The organism is Blautia caecimuris, from assembly GCF_024622975.1.
GTDB classification, from domain to species: Bacteria; Bacillota; Clostridia; order Lachnospirales; family Lachnospiraceae; genus Blautia_A; species Blautia_A caecimuris.
In genome coordinates, this window is record NZ_JANJZT010000019.1 from 25,336 (window position 1) to 47,082 (window position 21,747).

19 protein-coding genes are annotated in these 21,747 nt (G+C 41.3%); 9 read left to right on the plus strand and 10 right to left on the minus strand.

Annotated features, from left to right (window positions below; all coding sequences use genetic code 11):
• Positions 1–6: 6 nt before the first annotated feature.
• The 10 genes from NSA57_RS12335 to rpmH form a co-directional block, all read right to left on the minus strand.
• Positions 7–870, minus strand: a complete 864-nt coding sequence (locus NSA57_RS12335) for an ABC transporter permease (RefSeq protein ID WP_257464988.1) — start codon at positions 868–870, stop codon at positions 7–9.
• Positions 854–1,903: an ABC transporter ATP-binding protein gene (locus NSA57_RS12340; protein ID WP_257464989.1), complete on the minus strand. Its 1,050-nt coding sequence runs from the start codon at positions 1,901–1,903 to the stop codon at positions 854–856. The genes NSA57_RS12335 and NSA57_RS12340 overlap by 17 nt, the downstream gene beginning before the upstream one ends.
• 124 nt (positions 1,904–2,027) lie before the next feature.
• Positions 2,028–2,750 carry a 16S rRNA (guanine(527)-N(7))-methyltransferase RsmG gene (gene rsmG / locus NSA57_RS12345; RefSeq protein WP_257464990.1) on the minus strand — a complete coding sequence of 241 codons (723 nt, stop codon included), beginning with the start codon at positions 2,748–2,750 and terminating at the stop codon, positions 2,028–2,030.
• A 19-nt stretch (positions 2,751–2,769) separates the two neighbouring features.
• Entirely contained in the window at positions 2,770–4,662 is a 1,893-nt protein-coding gene (mnmG, locus tag NSA57_RS12350) for a tRNA uridine-5-carboxymethylaminomethyl(34) synthesis enzyme MnmG (protein WP_257464991.1), read from the minus strand.
• Positions 4,663–4,677: 15 nt separating this feature from the next.
• The gene (gene mnmE, locus NSA57_RS12355; RefSeq protein ID WP_257464992.1) at positions 4,678–6,051 is read right to left on the minus strand and encodes a tRNA uridine-5-carboxymethylaminomethyl(34) synthesis GTPase MnmE; all 1,374 of its coding nucleotides are present in this window, start codon (positions 6,049–6,051) and stop codon (positions 4,678–4,680) included.
• Between the two features lie 231 nt (positions 6,052–6,282).
• Complete coding sequence (jag, locus tag NSA57_RS12360; RefSeq protein WP_257464993.1) at positions 6,283–7,209, minus strand: RNA-binding cell elongation regulator Jag/EloR; 927 nt, start codon at positions 7,207–7,209, stop codon at positions 6,283–6,285.
• Between the two features lie 21 nt (positions 7,210–7,230).
• Entirely contained in the window at positions 7,231–8,514 is a 1,284-nt protein-coding gene (yidC, locus tag NSA57_RS12365) for a YidC/Oxa1 family membrane protein insertase (protein ID WP_147598918.1), read from the minus strand.
• 26 nt (positions 8,515–8,540) lie between these two features.
• On the minus strand, positions 8,541–8,750 hold the full coding sequence (yidD, locus tag NSA57_RS12370) for a membrane protein insertion efficiency factor YidD (protein WP_138270987.1): 210 nt from the start codon (positions 8,748–8,750) through the stop codon (positions 8,541–8,543).
• Positions 8,731–9,093: a ribonuclease P protein component gene (rnpA, locus tag NSA57_RS12375; protein WP_147598882.1), complete on the minus strand. Its 363-nt coding sequence runs from the start codon at positions 9,091–9,093 to the stop codon at positions 8,731–8,733. The genes yidD and rnpA overlap by 20 nt, the downstream gene beginning before the upstream one ends.
• Positions 9,094–9,176: 83 nt before the next feature.
• On the minus strand, positions 9,177–9,311 hold the full coding sequence (rpmH, locus tag NSA57_RS12380; RefSeq protein ID WP_005423866.1) for a 50S ribosomal protein L34: 135 nt from the start codon (positions 9,309–9,311) through the stop codon (positions 9,177–9,179).
• 570 nt (positions 9,312–9,881) lie between these two features.
• Here rpmH and dnaA point away from each other — a divergent pair.
• The 9 genes from dnaA to NSA57_RS12425 all read left to right on the plus strand — a co-directional run bounded on the left by dnaA (position 9,882) and on the right by NSA57_RS12425 (position 21,741).
• Entirely contained in the window at positions 9,882–11,252 is a 1,371-nt protein-coding gene (gene dnaA / locus NSA57_RS12385; RefSeq protein ID WP_147598883.1) for a chromosomal replication initiator protein DnaA, read from the plus strand.
• A gap of 182 nt (positions 11,253–11,434) precedes the next feature.
• On the plus strand, positions 11,435–12,550 hold the full coding sequence (gene dnaN / locus NSA57_RS12390) for a DNA polymerase III subunit beta (RefSeq protein WP_257464994.1): 1,116 nt from the start codon (positions 11,435–11,437) through the stop codon (positions 12,548–12,550).
• A 9-nt stretch (positions 12,551–12,559) separates the two neighbouring features.
• Positions 12,560–12,769 carry an RNA-binding S4 domain-containing protein gene (locus NSA57_RS12395; protein ID WP_138270989.1) on the plus strand — a complete coding sequence of 70 codons (210 nt, stop codon included), beginning with the start codon at positions 12,560–12,562 and terminating at the stop codon, positions 12,767–12,769.
• 3 nt (positions 12,770–12,772) lie between these two features.
• Positions 12,773–13,882, plus strand: coding sequence for a DNA replication/repair protein RecF (gene recF, locus NSA57_RS12400; RefSeq protein WP_257464996.1), 1,110 nt, complete (start codon positions 12,773–12,775; stop codon positions 13,880–13,882).
• A 125-nt stretch (positions 13,883–14,007) separates the two neighbouring features.
• A complete protein-coding gene (locus NSA57_RS12405; RefSeq protein WP_257464997.1) occupies positions 14,008–16,665 on the plus strand; it encodes a P-loop NTPase family protein in 2,658 nt (885 codons plus the stop codon).
• A 36-nt stretch (positions 16,666–16,701) separates the two neighbouring features.
• Positions 16,702–17,580, plus strand: coding sequence for a 16S rRNA (adenine(1518)-N(6)/adenine(1519)-N(6))-dimethyltransferase RsmA (gene rsmA / locus NSA57_RS12410; RefSeq protein WP_147598886.1), 879 nt, complete (start codon positions 16,702–16,704; stop codon positions 17,578–17,580).
• Between the two features lie 501 nt (positions 17,581–18,081).
• Positions 18,082–18,543: a DUF1002 domain-containing protein gene (locus tag NSA57_RS12415; protein ID WP_022067613.1), complete on the plus strand. Its 462-nt coding sequence runs from the start codon at positions 18,082–18,084 to the stop codon at positions 18,541–18,543.
• A gap of 570 nt (positions 18,544–19,113) precedes the next feature.
• On the plus strand, positions 19,114–20,019 hold the full coding sequence (locus NSA57_RS12420; RefSeq protein WP_147598887.1) for a S1 RNA-binding domain-containing protein: 906 nt from the start codon (positions 19,114–19,116) through the stop codon (positions 20,017–20,019).
• Between the two features lie 54 nt (positions 20,020–20,073).
• The gene (locus NSA57_RS12425; RefSeq protein WP_147598888.1) at positions 20,074–21,741 is read left to right on the plus strand and encodes a putative manganese-dependent inorganic diphosphatase; all 1,668 of its coding nucleotides are present in this window, start codon (positions 20,074–20,076) and stop codon (positions 21,739–21,741) included.
• Positions 21,742–21,747: the final 6 nt, after the last annotated feature.

Below are 21,747 nucleotides of genomic sequence, written 5' to 3' on the forward strand. Positions count from 1 at the left end.
ACCTCCTTAATTCCAACGTCTCTTTACAATGGACTGTACAGTGAGAAACATGCATACTGCAATGACAGAAAGGAAGTATACAATTCCATTCACATCAAAAATTCCATTTGCAAAATTGTCAAAATGTCCGCTTATGTTAAATATCTGAAGGGCTTTCTGGATGCCGCCTGCAAAAAAGCTGCTGTTCACCACATAAACAACTGCAAGAGCAGCCTCTCCGATCAGGCAGATCACTGCAGAAATCAGGAAGTTTTTGATCATTGTATAAATAATGATCGAAGCCGCCAGCATCAGAAGACCAAAGGTAATGCAGGTAGACAGAGCGCCTTCAGAGAAAAAGGAAGAGATTCCGTTCATCATAAAAAAGGCAAACAGAAATACAAAGGTCAGCACTGCCGCAATAACCTGGCTTTCTGTAAGGGAGGAAATAAACGCACCTATGGCAAGGTTTGCGCATCCCAGAAGAAAGAATCCAAGGATTCCTGTATATGCAGTTCCAAAAGATACGGTTCCGAATTTTGACATTACCAGAGGATACAGGCAGATGATCGCCATGGGAATTGCAAAGATGGTTACCAGGGCAAGGTACTTGCCCATAACGATCTTTCCCACAGAAACAGGAGCCGTAAGAAGAAGCTGGTCTGTTTTCTGTTTTCGTTCCTCTGCCAGAGTCCTCATGGTAAGAATCGGCACACTGATCAGAAATACAAAGGTCAGAGCGCTTAGTGTATACTCAAATCTGGGATAAGCAGCATCCAGCTGATAGGCAGAAAAATAAATTCCTGTCAGTAAAAGTATAAAAAAGATAAACAGATATCCGATCATTGAGGTAAGATAGCTTCTCAGCTCTCTTTTATAAACTGCTGTCATGTTTATCCGCCTCCTCTGTCATGTTTTCTGATTCTCTGATCACAGCTTCTGCTTCTTCAGCTGTTTGTATCCGGTTATCTGTGTCAGATGAATCCTTTTTATTATCCTCTGTCAGTTCAAGGAAAATCTCCTCCAGAGAAATCTTCTGAGACTGCATTTCCAGAATCGGACAATGATTTTCTGCCATTTTAAAGAATACTTCTTCACGGATATCCGCATTTTCTTCTGTGGAGACAGTCACATTCCAGCCCTCCTGGTCTGATTTTTTCTCTATGGAGATTTCCTTTACTCCGGAAATTTCTTCCAGAAGCTGACGGATACGGCTCTTTTCTCCTTTTACCAGAAGATTCAGATTGTTGGAGCCTGCTGCCAGTTTTCCAAGATTATCAGGAGTATCGCTTGCCACAAGCTTTCCGTGAGAAATGATCAGTACATAATCGCAGACCGCACTGACCTCAGAAAGAATATGAGAGCTTAAAATAACCGTATGCTTTTTTTTCAGACTTTTGATCAGATCTCTGATCTCTATGATCTGCTTCGGGTCAAGTCCTACAGTTGGCTCGTCCAGTATGATAACCTCCGGATAACCGAGAATTGCCTGGGCAAGTCCCACCCTCTGACGATAACCTTTGGAAAGATTTTTGATCAGACGGTTTTTCATATCTGTAATTTTCACCATATCCATGACCTCTTCGATCATGGCTTTTTTCTTGTCTTTTGGGATTTTTTTCAGATCCGCTGCAAATTTCATATATTCCAGAACGGTCATATCGAAATAAAGCGGTGGCTGCTCGGGAAGATAACCGATGCATTTTTTTGCCTTTTCCGGCTCCTCCAGAATATCATGTCCGTCTATGGTTACTGTACCTTCTGTAGACGCGATATAGCCGGTGATCATATTCATTGTTGTAGATTTTCCTGCACCGTTTGGACCAAGAAATCCATAAATTTTGCCTTTCTCTATCTGAAAAGAAAGGTGGTCAACTGCTGTATGGTCTCCATACCGTTTGACCAGATTGCTGACTTCAATCACTGAACTCTCCTCCTTTTTCCCTGATTGTATGGAAGGCGGACTCTGTGTTTGTCCGCCTTATGAATATTCTATGAAAAAGTTGTGATAAAAGTAGGGGAATTGTGTGATGATTTTGTGAAACCAGTTATACAAGAGGTTCTTTCAAAGGTGTTCCTGCTTTTCGGGGATATTTTCCCGATGTGGATTTTACTTTTTCAATCACTACCAGAGATCTCTGGATCTCTGAATCCGGAAGACTGAAATAAACCACATCCCTGATTTTTCCTCCAAGGATTTTTACTGCTTTTTCCGCCTGCTCTGCCTCTTCCTGAACCGTTCCCGACTTATAGGAAATAAAGCTTCCGCCAACCTTTACATAGGGCAGGCAGTATTCAGAAAGAGTTGCCAGATTGGATACTGCTCTTGATACGCAAAGATCAAAGCTTTCTCTGTAGGCTTTGTTTTTTGCATATTCTTCTGCTCTTCCGTGAACAGCCGTAATATCTGTCAGCTTTAAGAGATCAAAGGTCTCCTCCAGAAAGTTCACCCTTTTTTTCAGGGAATCCAGAAGGCAGGCTTCCAGATGAGGAAATACGATCTTCAGAGGCACTCCCGGAAATCCGGCCCCTGTTCCCACATCCATCATACGTTTTACTTTTTTTATGTCAACTGCTTTTACACAGGCAAGACTGTCCAGAAAATGTTTTACAAGCACCTCCTGAAATTCTGTAATCCCTGTCAGGTTCATGACCTTGTTTTTTTCTACAAGATACTCATAAAAATCCACAAACTGCTGCCTCTGTTCCCCGTCCAGGACAATGCCCATTTCCTGACAGCCCTGATCCAGTACACTTAAATCGTATGCCATAATCTTCTCCTTATCTGATTTATTGTCTGCCTTTTCTGTACTGTTCCAGATATACAAGCAGTACCGATACGTCTGCCGGTGAAACACCGGAAATCCTGGATGCCTGTCCAATGGAAACCGGTCTGTAGGCTTCCAGCTTCTGTCTTGCCTCAATACGAAGGCTTCCAACCTTTTCGTAATCAAGATCCTCAGGAATCTTTTTTGTTTCCAGCTTTTTAAACTGTTCCACCTGTTTCATCTGGCGTTTAATATAACCGTCATATTTCAGGTTGATCTCTACCTGCTGTTTGACATCCCACGGAAGCTCAGGTCTTTCTTTATCAACAGCAGCCAGATCGTCATACGTAAGCTCAGGCCTTCTGATCAGCTCTGCAAGCGTTGTTCCGGACTTCAGAAGAGTGCTTCCTTTTTCCTCAAGAAGCTTCTGAACCTCAGGCGTTCCTCCAATAGTCACATGTTCGGTTCTTTTTATTTCTGCCTCTATTGCCTTTTCTTTGTCCAGTGTTTTCTGCCAGGTTTCCTCCTGGATCAGCCCGGCTTCATAGCCCTTTCTGCGAAGTCTGAGGTCTGCGTTGTCCTGTCTGAGAAGCAGCCTGTACTCTGCACGGCTTGTCATCATCCGGTAAGGCTCATGGTTTTCTTTTGTTACAAGGTCATCAATAAGAACACCTATATACGCCTCTGAGCGATCCAGAACCAGCATTTCTTTCCCTTTCAGCTTCAGCGCTGCATTAATGCCTGCAATCAGTCCCTGGGCTGCCGCTTCCTCATATCCGGAGCTTCCGTTAAACTGCCCCGCGCTGAACAGGCCTTTTATATTCTTAAATTCCAGTGTAGGATAAAGCTGCCGGGGATTGATGCAGTCGTATTCAATAGCATAGGCATTTTTTACGATCTTTGCATTTTCCAGTCCGGGAACAGAATGATACATGGCATCCTGAACGTCCTCAGGAAGAGAACTGGACATTCCTCCCACGTACATTTCATTTGTATAAAGTCCTTCCGGCTCAATAAATACCTGATGGCGGTTTTTATCAGCAAAGCGTACTACCTTGTCCTCAATAGACGGGCAGTATCTGGGTCCTGTTCCCTCGATCGTACCGGAATAAAGGGGTGAACGGTCCAGATTGTTCCGGATGATCTCATGAGTTTTTTCATTTGTGTAGGTCAGCCAGCAGGATTTCTGCGGAATCTGTACAGCTTCCGGATCTGTGGAAAAAGAAAACGGCACAACTCTTTCATCTCCAAACTGCTCTTCCATTTTTGAATAATCAATGGTATTTCCTGCAATACGGGCCGGTGTTCCTGTCTTAAACCGGAACATTTCCACTCCAAGCTCTTTCAGCGAATCTGTCAGGTAATTTGCTGCCTGCAGACCGTTAGGACCAGTATAGTCACTGACATCTCCGTAAATGCAGCGGGATTTCAGATAAGTTCCTGTACACAGGATTACCGCACGGCAGTGGTAAACAGCGCCTGAGTAAAGCTCCACACCTGTAATCCGGTTCTCCTCTGTAAGAAGTCGGGTTACTTCTCCCTGTCTTATGGTCAGATGCTCCTGATTTTCCAGTGTTTTACGCATTTCATTGCTGTAAGCCTGTTTATCTGCCTGCGCTCTCAGTGAATGAACCGCTGGTCCCTTTGATTTATTCAGCATTTTTGACTGAATAAAGGTCTTGTCAATATTCTTTCCCATTTCGCCGCCAAGAGCATCCACCTCTCTTACCAGATGCCCCTTGGAGCTTCCTCCGATATTTGGGTTACAGGGCATAAGGGCAATGCTGTCCACACTTACTGTAAACATTACTGTCTCAAATCCAAGTCTTGCCGCTGCCAGGGCTGCTTCACAGCCTGCGTGCCCTGCCCCCACAACAACAATGTCACAATTTTTTTCCAACCTCTTTGCGCACATTCCTCTGTCCTCCATCTATTTTCCTACACAGAACTTGCTGAATATCTCATTTACCAGATCTTCGCCCAGGGATTCGCCCATAATCTTTCCAAGGCTTTCGTAAGCTCCCATCAGATCAATGGAAAAGAAATCCTCCGGCATTCCTGCTTCAATACTTTCCATTACCATGTTAAGGCTTCTCTCCGCCTCTTCCAGGGCAGTCTTATGACGTGCATTTGTAATATAAACCTCATCATTAAAGGAAATCTCCCCGCGGAAAAACATTTCTTTAATGGCTGTTTCCAGGTTTTCTATTCCTGATCCTTCCACCACTGACACAGGTATCACCTGTTTTCCTGTTTTTTCTTCCAGATGCTGAGGCGAAACCACCGGAGTCAGATCTGTTTTATTATAAATAATAATACTTTTTCTTCCATGAAGCAGCTCCATGATCTCTTCATCGTTTTTATCAAGAGGCTTGGAAGAATCTACCACATAAAGGATCAGGTCTGCTTTTTCAGCCATCTGTCTGGCCTTTTCCACACCAATTTTTTCTACAATATCTTCTGTCTCTCTGATGCCGGCTGTATCAATGATCCTTAAACTGATTCCATGAAGAGAAATATATTCCTCCAGCGTATCTCTTGTGGTTCCTGCAATTTCTGTTACAATTGCCCGATCCTCTCCTACAAGAAAATTTAACAGAGAGGATTTTCCTGCATTTGGTTTTCCCAGGATAACTGTGCGGATACCCTCCTGGATCATTTTTCCGTCATCAGCAGACTTCAGAAGCTTTTTCACCTCTTCTGCCTCTTCCTTTACCACTTCCATCAGTTCATCCGGATACCCCTCCAGATCAAAATGCTCCGGATCATCAAGCGCGGTTTCTATATACGCAATATGATGAAGAAGCTTTGCCCTGATTTCCCGGATCACCCGGAGAACCGATCCCTTCAGCTGCTCTACAGAGCCTTTCAACGCTATGTCGCTTTTTGCCTGAATCACATCCATAACAGCCTCAGCCTGAGAAAGATCCAGTCTCCCGTTCAGAAAAGCACGTTTTGTAAATTCTCCGGGTTCCGCTACCTGCGCTCCGTTTTTCAGAACAGTTTCCAGAACCTTCTTCATGGCAAAAACACCGCCGTGACAGTCAATTTCTACCGTGTCTTCTCCTGTATATGTTTTTGGACCGCGCATTACCATTACCAGAACTTCATCTACCGTTTCCTCTCCATCGCAGATATATCCATAATGAATGGTATGAGTTTTTACTTCTTTTATATTTTTCTTTCCATTCTTTGACCGGTAAATCCTGGAAATCACATTCATTGCATCTTCTCCGCTGATCCGGACGATTCCGATGCCGGAAGCGCTCATTGCTGTGGAAATTGCTGCAATCGTTGTCTCCATCTGCAATCCTCCTGTTTGTATGCATAAATTAAACTGTGTTTTCTGGTATAAAATAGATCTCTTTCTCATACCTGTTTATAAAAAATATACACTGACATTTTTATTAGTGTATCCATATATCCTTCAAAAACCTTTACATAAAAAAATGTTACTCCGGGAAAAAGCCTACGTCAAGTCCGTATTATTCACGCTTTCACCCAGAATAACATTTTTGTTCAGATGTATCTCATCTTAATATCTTTTCAGTTTTACAACTACATGACGGTAAGGCTCTTCACCTTCACTGACAGTCTCTACAAATTTATTTCCCTGAAGAGCAGAATGGATGATTCTTCTTTCATAAGGATTCATTGGTTCAAGAACAACCGGTTTTCTGGTTTTCTTTACCTTGTAGGCAATTCCTCTTGCCAGATTTTCCAGTGTCTCTTTTCTTCTTCTGCGGTAATCTTCTGTATCCAGTTTTACCCGGATATAGGTAGATTTACCTTTATTCACAACAAGACTTGTCAGATACTGAAGAGAATCAAGGGTCTGTCCTCTTTTTCCAATCAGAATTCCCATATCCTGTCCCTCAAAATCAACCTCCAGACAGCCGTCCTTTGTATTGTATTTTGAAGTGATCTGAACCTCGCCCAGTTCCATGGAAGAAAATACTTCTCTGAGAAATACAAGCGCTCTCTCTTCGATTTCTTTGATTTCCTCCGGATCAGAAAGTACCTCGATCTCTCTGGACTGTTTTACAGGTTTTTCTTTCTGAACCTTTTCCTTAGGCTCTCTTACAGGCTTTTCTTTAAAGGTCTTTTCCTTTACCGGCTTCGGCTGCCTGTCTTTTACAGACTCTTTTTCCTCTGCTGCAGGCTCTTCCCTCTTTTCAGCCTTATGAGAAGGTCTGGAATGCTGTTTCGGTGCCTTTTTCTCTTCCTTAAAGGATTCAATTTTTACTGAATCTACAATTTTTTCGATTTCTGCTTCCTCGGAAGAAACTTCAAGCTTACGTACTTTAATGATAGCCGGCTTGCTTCCAAATCCAAAGAAACCTGTACTTCCCTCAGTAATCACCTGAATGTCCAACTGATCACTGGATACGCCCAGTTCAATACACGCTTTTGTAATTGCTTCATTTTTCGTTTTTGCAGAAAACTGAACATACTCATTCATGATGAACCCCTCCGTTCCTTCCTATTTCTTCTTATTTCTTTCGTCAAAGGTTCTTACCAGATTTGCTTTTGCTGTAATACTGTCCGGTTTTGCAGCTGCTGCCTTTTTGTAGGATTCCTCAACCTTTTTCGCACGCTCTGCTTCCGGTGAACCACTGTTTCCTTTTTCTACCTTGTTGATATTTTTTACACTCTGATGTGCCTGATTAGTGATCTTCTGAGGCGGAAGTCCGGCTTTTGCCCTCTTCTCTTCTATTTTCTTCATGTTTTCATTAATCAGAACTTCAATATCCATCTTGTTCAGATGACGGTTAATAAGAACCTGCTGGACGCTTCTTACAACAGCACTGGAAATCCAGTAAATACCAAGACCTACCGGGAATGTGAAGCAGAAAAATGCTGACATAAGAGGCATTACCATGTTCATGGTCTTCATGGAACTTGCCATGGGATTTGCGCCATCATCATTCTGAGCAGCCTGCGGCATCAGCTTCAGGTTCAGCACCTGAGTTCCCCAGGAAAGAATCGGGATAAGAAGCGCTGCGATTGCAAGAAGAATGGATCCGCCTGCAACAACTGCTGTGATATAGTTCCATGGCATATCTGCAATGTTCAGCCCCAGAAAGCTCTGCATGTGGGAAATCTCAGATGCAGTACTGTTAATCGCATCAGAAAATCCTGCAAACTGGCTCATATCGCCCAGTTTATCCCACTGTGCCGGAGAAAGAGCATACAAAAAGTCAATGACAGAATTTGAGGTTGCGGTTTCTCCCTCAAGAATCAAACGAACACGGGTCATTTTATTATCAGTGATAAAGTCCTGAAGGATATTCGTATATCCGCTGACACCGATAATCTGAGAAGCAACTCCGTCAAGAACACTTTTTACACTGCCTACATAGGCAGGAATATTCTGGATTACGTGCCACAGAGACCACAGGATCGGCAGCTGGATCAAAAGCTGAACACAGCTTCCGGTAGGTGATACTCCGTATTTCTGGTAAACTGCTGAGGTTTCTTCCTGCATTTTCTGCATGGAAACCTGATCTTTTTTATTCTGATATTTTTTCTGGATCTTCATCAGCTCCGGCTGCATAACTGAACTCAGTTTTGAGAACTTCTGCTGCTTGATCTGAAGAGGAGTCATAAAAAGATAGATCAGAATACTGAAAATAATGATACAAAGACCGAGATTCTGGATTCCGAACAATCCGTCAAGGAATTTGTAGATACCGTTCATAATCCAGCCCATAACAACAGAGATCTGGCCAATGATCGGCGTCGAGTTCTTTGTAGCTAAAATCATCAATTCCAATTTTCATTTCCTCCTGATTATGGCACAGGATCATATCCTCCGTGAGAAAAAGGATTACACCTTAAAATTCTCCAGAGGGCAAGCAATCCACCCTTGATCGCGCCATATTTTTGGATTGCTTCCAAACCATACTGAGAACATGTGGGAATATAAGGGCATTTTGTTCTCTTCATCGGTGATAAATATTTTTGATAAAGCCGTATCAGTTTAATCAGAATATTCTTCATTTTTCTTTTCACCTGTTATATGATGCTTTCCGGCCAGATGCAGCAGAGCGCTTTCTATTTCCTGATAGCTTTTTCCCTTTGCAGATGCTCTGGCAATTACTACAATATCCAGGCCGTTACAAAATAACGGTTCATTTAAACGATAACTTTCCCTTATCAATCTGGTGATTCTGTGGCGGACCACACTGTTTCCTACTTTTTTACTTACTGATATTCCCAGACGATTCTTCATGTACTGATTTTCCAGTACGTACATCACCAGATACCGATTTGCCTTTGATGTTCCATGTCTGTAAACCTGCTGAAAATCTTTGCTTTTCTTTAAGGACTCTGAATATTTCATCTGGTCCTCCTTCAATTCTTATTCTTACAGAAATAATCCTGTATAGAAGAAAAGACCACAATACTGCGGTCTTATGTCTGATCTTATGCTGATAACTGCTTTCTTCCTTTTAATCTTCTTGCAGCTAATACTTTACGGCCGCCTTTTGTGCTCATGCGGGCTCTGAATCCGTGAACTTTAGCTCTTGATCTCTTCTTTGGCTGAAATGTCATTTTCATAGGTAAAGCACCTCCTTTATCTATTATCCAATTTAAAAATTTTCATAGAACATCATTTCAATTATATTCATAAACCCCCTGTTCGTCAAGCTAAAAATAAGATTTTTATACAAATGGACTGCTTATTATCAGGTTTGAAAGTTTCTCTTACTTCCGGTTGTTTAGAATCAACATCTATATGTGGAAATCTTCAGTTTACGTAATGTTATCCACATTTTGTGGATAACTTGTGGATAACTCTGAGGATACCCTAAAAAATGTCCACATTTTTCGACTTATTTTTACACATTATGTTTAAAAATCCCTTTATTTTACAAGGATTATTACGTGGACAACTTTATACACAATCCCCATGGGTATTTATCCACTATTTCCGGTTTTATGTAAACTTAAAGGGGATTTTCCACATCTCTCACATTATCCACATGTGGAAAAATGTGTATAACTACAATTATTCAAATAAGGATTGCGTAAAACCTTTATTTATTATAATATATATAAGGATATTTATGTCTTTCAGACTTAATATAAACAAAAAAACACCTGAAACCAGGAACCGGGAGAGTGAAAATGGATAAAGTTATAGAAAAATGGGATGAAATCCTTCAAATCGTGAAAGTTGAATATGATGTTGCGAACGTTGCCTTCAATACATGGCTGAAGCCTTTGAAAGTATACGAGGTAAGGGACAACGTTGTCACGATCCTCGTTCCTTCTGAACAGAGTGTTCTATTAGATATTGTAAATAAAAAATACAGACTGCCTCTTCAGGTTACAATCTGCGAGGTTACGGGAATGGAAAGCTGTGAAATCCAGTTTATTCTTCCGGAAAATGTCCCGAAAAAAGAAATTCCTTCCTATAATATGTCTGAATCCAAATCTCTTCGCGATCAAAGATGTGAGGAAGCTCATCTGAATCCAAAATATACTTTTGACAGCTTTATTGTAGGAAGCAACAATAAATTTGCCCAGGCAGCAGCTCTTGCAGTTGCGGAATCTCCGGGAGATACTTATAATCCTCTTTTTATTTACGGAGGCGCCGGACTGGGAAAAACTCACCTGATGCATTCCATTGCGCATTATATTATTGACAATAATGAAAACAGTAAGGTTCTTTATGTAACAAGTGAAGAATTTACCAATGAACTGATCGAGACGATCCGAAACGGAAATAATTCAGCAATGTCCAAATTCCGTGAAAAATACAGGAATATTGACGTTCTTCTTGTTGACGATATCCAGTTTATTATAGGAAAAGAGTCCACACAGGAAGAATTTTTCCATACCTTCAACAGTCTCCACAGCGCCAAAAAACAGATTATCATATCTTCTGATAAACCTCCGAAAGATATGGAAATTCTGGAGGAACGCTTCCGTTCCCGGTTCGAGTGGGGTCTGATCGCAGATATTACACTGCCGGATTATGAAACCCGAATGGCAATTCTTCATAAAAAGGAAGAACTGGACGGCTATAATATCAGCGAAGAGGTTATAAAATACATAGCCACCAATATAAAATCAAATATCCGTGAGCTGGAAGGCGCCTTTAATAAAGTAATGGCAAGTTCCAAGCTTGAAAAAAAGGAAGTCACTTTGGAACTTGCTGAAAAAGCGCTGAAAGATATCATTTCACCGGACCAGCAGAAGGAGATCACGCCGGAATACATTATTTCTGTAGTGGCAGAGCACTATCATGTGACAACAGCAGACCTCTGCGGAAACAAAAGAAGCTCAAAAATAGTTATGCCGAGACAGATTGCCATGTATTTATGCAGGGATATCATTGATACATCACTGAAAACCATTGGAAAAAATCTCGGAAACCGCGATCACACTACAGTTATGCATGGAATTGAAAAAATTGAGAAAGAACTTCAGACAAATGACAACCTGAAAAATTCCATTGACACCCTCAGGAAGAAAATTAATCCACAGGGATAATTACTTTATCCACATATGAAACCCGGGGTTTTACACGAAGTTATACAGTTTGAAAGTCTTGATTTTTAAGGTTTTTTTGGACTTTTTCACATATTCACAGCCCCTAAGGCGGCTAATACGGATTTTTTCTTATTTATTTTTTTAAAAAGCCATTTTCAAACAGGAAGGGAGTTATACACAACATGAAAATTATCTGTTCCAAAACAATTTTATTAAAAAGCGTTAATATCTCTTTGAAAGCTGTTCCTTCTAAAACAACAATGCCGATTCTGGAATGTATTCTGATCAATGCCTCAACAAACCAGATCAAATTTACTACAAATGATATGGAACTGGGAATTGAAACAATTGTTGACGGAACAATTGCTGAAAAAGGAATGGTTGCTCTTGATGCAAAAATTTTCTATGAGATCATCAGAAGACTTCCTGATAATGACGTGACCATCCATACAGATGAAAATTATGTAGCAACGATCACCTGTGAAAAAGCAAAATTTACAATTCCGGGAAAAACAGGAGAAGATTTTGCCTACCTTCCTGTTATTGAACGGGATGAATCTCTTACTCTTTCACAGTTTACATTAAAAGAAATGATCCGCCAAACTCTGTTTTCTATTGCTGTAAACGAAAATAACCGGTTAATGACAGGTGAACTTTTTGAGATAAAGAATAATTGTCTGAAAATAGTGTCTCTGGACGGCCATCGTATATCCATTAGACGCATGCCTCTTAAGAGAGAATATTCTGACAAAAAGATTGTCGTTCCTGGAAAGACACTTAGTGAGATCAGCAAAATCCTTTCCGGTGAGGTTGATGATCAGGTAAGCATTTATTTTACAAAAAACCATATATTGTTTGAGTTTGATCAGACCATGGTGGTATCAAGACTGATCGAGGGAGAATACTTCCGCATTGATCAGATGCTTTCCAGTGATTATGATACCAAGCTGTCTGTAAATAAAAAAGAATTTCTGAACTGTATTGACCGCGCCACACTTCTTGTAAGAGAAGGGGATAAAAAACCGATCGTCATTGATATCAGAGATAATAAAATGGAGCTTAAAATTGATTCTTCCATGGGATCCATGAATGAAGAGATCGATATTGAGAAAGAAGGAAAGGATATTCTCATCGGATTTAACCCGAAATTCCTGATCGATGCTTTGAAAGTTATTGATGATGAAAATATTCATATGTACCTTATGAATCCCAAGGCTCCATGTTTTATCAGAGATGATGAGGAGACATACACCTATCTGATCCTGCCTGTAAATATCAGCCAGAATCAGGCAAGATAAAGGAGGATCATTGTGGAAATCAAAATCAGAGATGAATTTATCAAGCTGGGACAGGCTTTGAAACTTGCAGGAGTTGTAGAAGACGGAGTTGAGGCAAAGTTTGTCATTCAGGACGGGCTTGTTAAAGTGAACGGTGAAGTTGACGAACGTCGCGGCAGAAAAGTGTATGAAGGGGATGTGATCTCCTTTAACGGACAGGATATAAAAGTGATCAGGTAGATTATGTATATAGAGTCTGTACAATTAAAAAATTTCAGGAATTATGAAACCCTTGAGCTGAATCTTGACAGGGAAACAAATATTTTTTACGGGGATAATGCACAGGGAAAAACAAATATTCTGGAATCTGTATATCTTTGTGGGACAACAAAGTCTCATAAGGGAAGTAAGGACAGAGAGATGATCCGTTTCGGTCAGGAGGATGCTCACATCCGGATGATGGTAAAAAAGGATGGTCTTTCTTACAAGCTGGACATGCATCTTCGGAAAAACAAGGCAAAAGGAGCTGCAGTCAACGGGCTTCCGGTTAAAAAAGCAAGAGAGCTTTTTGGAATTGTAAATCTTGTATTTTTTTCGCCGGAGGATCTTAATATTATTAAAAACGGTCCTGGTGAAAGAAGAAGATTTCTGGATCTGGAGCTGTGTCAGCTGGATCAGATCTATCTGTCTGATCTGGCCGGATATAATCATATTGTAAACCAGAGAAACCGTCTTCTGAAGGATATGTATGCGAATCCATCTTTGAAAGATACGCTGGAAGTGTGGGATAAGCAGATGATACAGTACGGCAGAAAGCTGATTCGCAAACGCCAGACTTTTGTGGAAGAGTTAAATGAGATCATTTGTGATATTCACAAAAATCTTACCGGCGGTGAAGAGCTTCTTCAGGTTATTTATGAACCAAGCGCACAGGAAGAGGATTTTGAGGAGCTGCTTTTCAGAAACAGGGACAGGGATATCCGGATGAAAATGACCTCTTCAGGACCTCACAGAGATGATCTCTGTTTTCTGGTAAATGGTATTGATATCAGGAAATACGGATCGCAGGGACAGCAGAGGACAGCCGCTCTGTCTTTGAAACTTTCGGAAATATATCTTGTAAAGAAAAAAATCGGAGATACGCCTGTGCTTCTTCTGGATGATGTACTTTCAGAGTTGGACAGCAGCCGTCAGACGTATCTTCTGGACAGTATCCATGATATTCAGACATTGATCACCTGTACAGGCCTGGATGATTTTGTGAACCATCAGTTTCACATTAATAAAGTATTCAGGGTTGTAAAGGGTGAAGTTTTTAATCCAGTAAAAAAAGTGAACTGTAAACAGCAGTAATTTTTCCCCGGAATTTATTTTTTCCGGGGAAAGTTCTTTGACAAGCATAAATGCATATGTTAAACTTGTTTTAATTATGGAAAGTTGGTGAATGTATATTGGATAAAGAGGAATTTCGAATAAAAGTGAGCCGTATTGACAACCTTGTAGCTCAGAAAAAATACAAGGAAGCAGTTGAGGTTGTTGAGAGCATTGACTGGCGCAGAGTAAAAAATGTTCATAATCTGTGCGTGGTTGGTGAGATTTATGCTGCAAATAAGAGATATGAGGAAAGTAAGGAGATTTTTCTTCTGGCATATCATCGGGCGCCTATCGGTAAAAATATTTTGTACAGGCTGATCGAGGTATCTTTGAAAATGCAGGATATCGAGGAAGCGGAAGAGTTTTATGAGGAATATCTGGAGGTTGCTCCCAATGACAATACCCAGTATATTCTCAAATATAAGATCAGCAAAGCGAAACAGGTGTCTCTGGACGAGCAGATCCGTATTCTGGAAGAATATAAGGAACGTGAGTTTACAGAGAGATGGTCCTATGAACTGGCAAAGCTGTACTACCAGAAAGGCGATATGAAAAAATGCCTGGAAATGTGCAACGATATCATTCTCTGGTTCAGCGAAGGCCGTTATGTGCTGAAAGCAATGGATCTGAAAAACCGGATGGGACAGCTTACCGGGAAAGAAAGAGAGCAGTATGAGAAACAGTTTATTCCGAATCTGACAACTGTTGATCAGATGACTCAGTCAGGGGAAGCCCGGGAAACCGGTTCTGATGCAGAGAACAAATATGAGGCTCTTCCGGATGAAGATTCTCCTGTGATTGAAAGTGTTCGCATTGATGAGAGAGATGTAAACAGTGCGGAAAGCCTTCAGGAAAAAATTTCCAAAGGCATCCGGGATATTTTTAACGGCAAAAAGAAAGAAGAGGACTTTACAAAAGAGGAAGAAGACCTTCAGGAAGAAATGCTCAGGGATCGTTTTTCTGAAAAGGAACATAAAAACGTTCCGGAGCTGGAACCGGAAGAAGTTTCTGTTCTTCAGGAAGAAGAAAATATTTCTCAGGACAGCTTTGCTGAGACGGAAGAAGCTGAGGAACCGGAAATTGATGTAAATGAGATATTTGAAGATTTTTCCGATCAGACAGTTTCACGCCTGGAGGAGGAAGAGACACTTTCTGACAGCAGTACAGAGCTTCCTCAGCTTGAAATTCCGGAATCCATGAAAAATATAGATCTGGAAAGTGATATTATGCCGGAAATTCCCAAGGCTCCGGAAGTGGTCCTGCCAGGAGCAGAAAAGAACGAGACGGAAGCAGAAATCGATTTTGACTTTAATCTGGAAGACATGATCCTTTCAGCAGCAACTGCTCAGGGAATTGAAATTCCGGATGATGAACCGAAGGCGGAGGACGTTCATGCAGCAGATCCTGACGATGAAGATTATATGACAGAAGAGGATCTTCGGAGAGCAGAAGAGGAATTCCTTAATGGTCCGGCTGGAAGAAAAGATCACAAAGATCCGGAGGAGCTTCTGGAAGAAGAGTTTGGAGAAGCAGATGAGTTTTATGAAGATGCTTCTGATGATGAGGACGATGATTTCTACGGCGATGAATATGATGACGGGGACGATGATTTTTACGGGGAAGAATCTGACGATGAGGACGATGATTTCTACGAAGATGAGTCTGATGACGGAGATGACTTCTACGAAGAGTTTGATGACGACGACTTTTACGGAGAAGAATCCGACGACGAGGAAGATGATTTTTATGAAGAAGAACCGGAAGAGCTTCCTGTCGTAAGCCGTAATCCTATTTCAAAAAATAAATCTGCAAAAATAATTTCAGAAGAGAAGAATGCAGAGATCCGAAAACCGGATCCGGACAGAAAAACAGTATTTAAAGAAGAGCCGGCAGGACAGAAGGCTCCTCGGAAGAAGAAAAATGTCCGTCTGAGTCAGGCTGAGGAACTGGAACGGTTTGTTGATACCATCCGTCCTCAGGAGGCAATGGATATTATTCCCAGGGAGAAAACTCTTACAGACAGCGAGAAAAAACTGTTTACATATTTTGCAAGAGTACCTGGGCTGAGAGAGCAGCTTGTAGACGCGCTTTGCGACGTTCAGATGGCTGCTGCTGACAAAACGTCCAGAACCGGAAACATTATTGTTATGGGCGGAAGAGAGACAGGAAAAACAAGACTGATCTCAGGACTGATTCCTGCAATATGCAAGGAACTGAATCTTGAAGCCGCCAAGGTTGCCTATGTATTTGCAGAGCAGATCAATGGCAAAAATATTCCTGCAATCGTCAAAAAGATGGCAGGTGGTTTCCTTGTAATTGAAAATGCAAACCAGCTTAAAAAAGAAACCGTAAATCAGTTAAGCAAGGCAATGGATTTCCGCACAGACGGAATGATCGTGATTCTGGAAGACGAAAAGATCGGAATGAGAAAGCTGATGGCAAGATTCCCGAAATTTACGTCCAAATTTACATCTATGATCAATATCCCGGTATTTACCAATGATGAGCTTGTAAACTTTGCAATGGTTTATACAAGAGAACGGGGTTATACGATTGATCAGCAGGCAATGTTGGTACTTTACAATCTGATCAGTGTGAATCAGAAAGAAGATATGCCTATGAACGTAGGCGCTGTAAAGGAAATCATTGATAATGCCATTGCAAAATCTACCGGCGGAATCCGTAAACTGAGCAGAAATATTTCCAAGAAGAGAACAGATATGGACGGATATACAGTTCTCTACGAAAAGGATTTTAAGTAACATAAAAAATAAATAACGGAAAAGGAAGTAAAGATTATGACCAGACCTTATCTTGGAAATCCCAAATACACGATTGAAGTTCTTCAGAAGTATGGATTTGTTTTTCAGAAAAGGTTTGGTCAAAATTTTTTGATCGATACTCATGTTCTGGAAAAAATCATTCGGGCATCTGAAATAACAAAAGATGATTTTGTACTGGAAATAGGACCGGGAATCGGAACTATGACACAGTATCTGGCAGACTCTGCCAGAGCAGTCACGGCAGTGGAGATCGACGATGCTCTGATCCCCATACTGCAGGATACTCTGAAGGACTGGGATAATGTAAATATTATTCACGGGGATATCCTGAAAACAGATATTCAGAAGATAGCAGATGAAAAAAATCAGGGAAAGGCGATCAAGGTAGTTGCAAATCTGCCCTATTATATTACAACACCGATCATTATGGGACTGTTTGAGAGCCATGTTCCGGTAGAATCCATAACAGTAATGGTTCAGAAAGAAGTGGCAGACCGTATGCAGACAGGTCCGGGGTCAAAGGATTACGGGGCGTTGTCTCTGGCCGTTCAGTATTATGCGGAACCGGAGATTGTAGCAAATGTGCCGCCCAACTGTTTTATGCCAAGACCAAAGGTGGGAAGCGCCGTGATCCGCCTGAAAAGACACAAAGAGCCGCCTGTTCAGGTGCAGAATGAAAAGCTGATGTTCCGGCTTATTCGCGCATCTTTTAACCAGAGAAGAAAAACAATGGCCAATGGGCTGAAAAATTCCCAGGAACTGAATTATACAAAAGAACAGGTTGAGAGCGCGATCAGCGCCTGCGGGCTTCCTCTGAATATCAGAGGAGAAGCTCTGAGTCTGGAGCAGTTTGCCGCTCTGACAAATGCATTTTGCTGTACGGCATCCCGGTGATGCCGCCACAGCAGAGAATGGACTGTATGACAGAAAAAAAGAGTATGTAAAAAGCATCCGGTGGCTGGTCGGATGCTTTTTACTTGAAGATTTATTAAATTTAAAAGGAAGGAGAGTTGAATACCTTTACAGGTATCCAACATATGAAAAAGAAAATTATAAAAATAATGTTGGCTGTATTATTTTTATGTGAATAGTATATCTGTAAAATATGAGAGTTTCATGTTTAAGATATGAAAAAATAATGAACGAATATAGAAAGATTTATGAATGACAGATCTGATCTGAAAGAAGGGAAAATGTTCATAAACATATTACAGCGCAGGTTTGAAAGTGTGATATAATAGCAGATGTCAGAAAAAAGATGATATTTCCAAAGGTCATTGGGAAGACATTTTGCCAGGCTGCCGGCAACGGGGCATAAGGTATTTCTGATATAATTGCAGGAAAACAGCAATGGTTTTCCAGAACATGGTTTCAGACAAAACGGAGGTAATAAAAATGAAAATAAAAAAATTAAGTGCATGGATTCTTGCAGGAGCGCTTACATGTACAGCGCCTGCTGTCGTATCCGCGGATACTGCAACAGATGCTGCGGTAGATCAGGCAGTGGACCTTTTGAAGGAGAGCGGAATAGGAGATCTTCTCTCTGATCCGGATAAGGTGGTTGACATTATCATATCTGCAATGGATTCAGTTGGACAGGCAGATGTTACTGACGAAGAGATTTCTTCTGCGATTGACACCGCAGCACAGGCAGCCGGTTTTACGTTGTCAGATTCTGAAAAAAGCACTCTGGTAAGTCTTTATAACAAGTTTAAAAATATGGATCTTGATGAAGAACAGCTGAGGGAGCAGGTCCATAAGGTATATGATAAGCTGGAGAGTCTGGGAGTTACCAAAGAGGATGTTAAGAGTATTTTCGGAAAACTGGTAGATATGGTAAAAGATATCCTGAATTGACAACAGGTTGCAGACAATTTGGATATAAAGATAAATAAATTATGTATATTACACAACATTAATTTGGTAAAACAAAGAAGAATATGTAGTATTTTTATAAAAAACAGAGGAATATAAGAAAAAATATTGTGCAAATACACGAAAGATTCACTGTTTGTTCATAGAAAGTTCATAAAAGATTGCTATGATAAGAACAGTTCGAAAGAACAATGTTATGACGTTGTAATGTTCTTCATTACACATAAATTTTTTCATAATAATTGCCCCGGTAAACCACTGCCGGGGCACTCCTCGTTTATAGAGCTCCCTGAATCAGGGAGCTTTTTTGCTGTTAAGCTGTAAATAGGTTGTAGGTCAGAAACCCCGTATGGTATAATAGGAACACTTAATGAATCCGGGTCGGAGACACAGGATGAATTTCGTGAGGAAATATGACTGGACACTTAACGAGGTTCAGTGATGCGAATGCCGGGTTTTGAACCTGCGGTATCATATGACATAAATAAAAGCTGCTGCACAGTTCTGACAGAGGACGCAGGAAAATAATAGCAGGAAAGGGAGTAGTATATTATGGCTGAAACAATGAAAGATTACGAAAAAGAGCTGAATGAGTCTATGAAAAAAATAGAAGAAGGGGACATACTTACCGGAACAGTAGTAAGTGTGGACGAAAAGGAAGTGATCCTTGATCTGAAATATTATGCGGAGGGTGTGATTCCGGCTGAAGACTATACCAGAGAGCCGGGATTTAATCTGAAAGAGGAAGTTCATCCGGGAGACGAGGTTTCTGCCACGGTTGTCCGTAAAGATGACGGAAACGGCAATATTCTTCTTTCCAGGGTTGAGGCGGCAGATGTGCTCGCATGGGAAAAAATCCGGGAATATAAAGAATCAGGAGAAGCTCTTGACGTTACAGTAAAGGGAATCACCAATGCAGGCGTCATTGCGTATGTGGAAGGTGTACGGGGATTTATTCCGGCTTCAAGACTTTCTCTTGGATATGTGGAGGATACAGAGGAATATCTGAACCGTCAGATACGGGTTCAGGTGATCGAGTGTGACAAAGACAGTAAAAAGCTGATTCTTTCTGCAAGAGAACTTCTGAGAGAGCAGGCAGAGGAAGAGAGAAAGAAAAAAATTTCAAATGTTCAGGTGGGACTGGTAACAGAAGGAACGGTAGAAAGCCTCCAGCCATACGGAGCTTTTGTGGATCTTGGGAACGGTCTTTCCGGTCTTGTTCATATTTCCCAGATCTGCGAGAAAAGAATCAAAAAGCCCTCTGAGGTTCTTTCTGTGGGAGACAGAGTAAAGGTTAAGGTAACTGCTGTAAAGGATGGAAAATTAAGTCTCAGCATAAAAGAGGCATCTGATATGATGGCAAAAGACATTGAGGAAGAGGTCTATGAGGTTCCGGATGCAGGTGAGGAAGCAACTACCTCTCTTGGATCATTATTTGCAGGAATCAAACTGGACTGAGTATCGCAAAGAAATACAGTATCAGTTGAAGAAAGAGGCAGTGAGGAGGAATTTATGAGAAAACAGGATAAGATTTTTGTGATCGGACATAAAAACCCGGACACGGATTCTATCTGTTCTGCCATTGCGTATTGTGATATAAAAAACAGAACATTTCAGAACAAAAGATATGTTCCCAAACGCGCAGGCCAGATAAATGAGGAAACTGAGTATGTGCTGAACCGTTTCGGGATCCAGCCTCCGGGATATCTGAGTAATATCGGAACTCAGGTCAAGGATATGGATATCCGCATGAGCCCGGAAGCAGATAAGAGTATGTCATTAAAGAATGCATGGGATCTGATGCAGGAAAACAGCATTGTTTCTCTGCCGATCAGAGATAAAGAGGGCTGTCTGGAGGGCCTGATCACCATTGGAGATATTGCCCAGACATATATGGACACAACAGACAGTTATCTTCTGTCACGGGCAAGAACCCAGTACAGACGTATTGCGGAAACCATTGGCGGCAGTGTGATCGAAGGAAATGAACACGGATATTTTACAGAAGGAAAGGTTATGGTGGGAACTGCTGACCCGGACAAGCTGAGAGAGTACGTGCGGGAGAATGATATGATCATTCTCGGAAACAGAGAAGAGGATCATCTGCAGGCCATTGAAATGAATGTGAGCTGTATTATTGTGGGAATGGATATCCAGGTAACAGAAAACGTCCTGAAGCTTGCTCATGAAAAGGATATTGTGGTGATCTCTTCCCCATATGATACGTTTACAATATCAAGACTGATCAATCAAAGTATTCCTGTGAGATATATCATGAAAACAGAAAATCTGGTAACCTTCCACACAGAGGATTTTACAGATGATATTCAGGATGTGATGATCAAGCATCGTCACCGGGCATTCCCGGTAATTGACAAAAAGGGAAAATGTGTGGGTACGATCTCCCGCCGTAATTTTCTTGATATGCATAAGAAAAAGGTGGTTCTGGTCGATCATAATGAAAAGGATCAGGCTGTTGATAATATTGAAAAAGCGGAGATCCTTGAAATTATCGACCATCATAAGCTGGGGACGCTTCAGACAATGCAGCCGGTCAGCTTCCGGAATCAGCCGGTAGGATGTACGGGAACGATTATGTATCAGATCTATGGAGAACAGAAACTGGAGATTCCGCCTAAAATCGCAGGACTTCTCTGCGCGGCCATTATTTCTGACACTCTGATGTTCCGTTCTCCTACCTGTACTCTTCAGGATAAAATGGCAGCAGGAGCTCTTGCGCTGATCGCAGATATTTCCATAGAGGAATTTGCAAAGGAAATGTTTAAGGCAGGAAGCAATCTGAAGGACAAGTCGCCGGAAGAAATCTTTTATCAGGATTATAAGAAATTTATTGCAGAGGGTGACGTTACCTTTGGCGTGGGCCAGATCAGTTCTATGGACGAGGACGAGCTTAAGGTGATAAAAGAACGTCTGGAACCGTTTATGGTAAGTGAATGCGGCCGTCATGGAGTTTCCAGGGTCTACTTTATGCTTACAAGTATTATGAACCGTTCTACAGAGCTTCTGTTTTATGGCGAAGGCAGTAAAGAGATGGCGGAGAGCGCTTTTAGCATGGAGGCGGACAATGGTTCTCTGTATCTGAAAGGTGTGGTTTCCAGAAAGAAACAGCTTATTCCTGCATTAATGGAAGCTGCGCAGATGCAGAACGAGTACGCATAGGTTCAG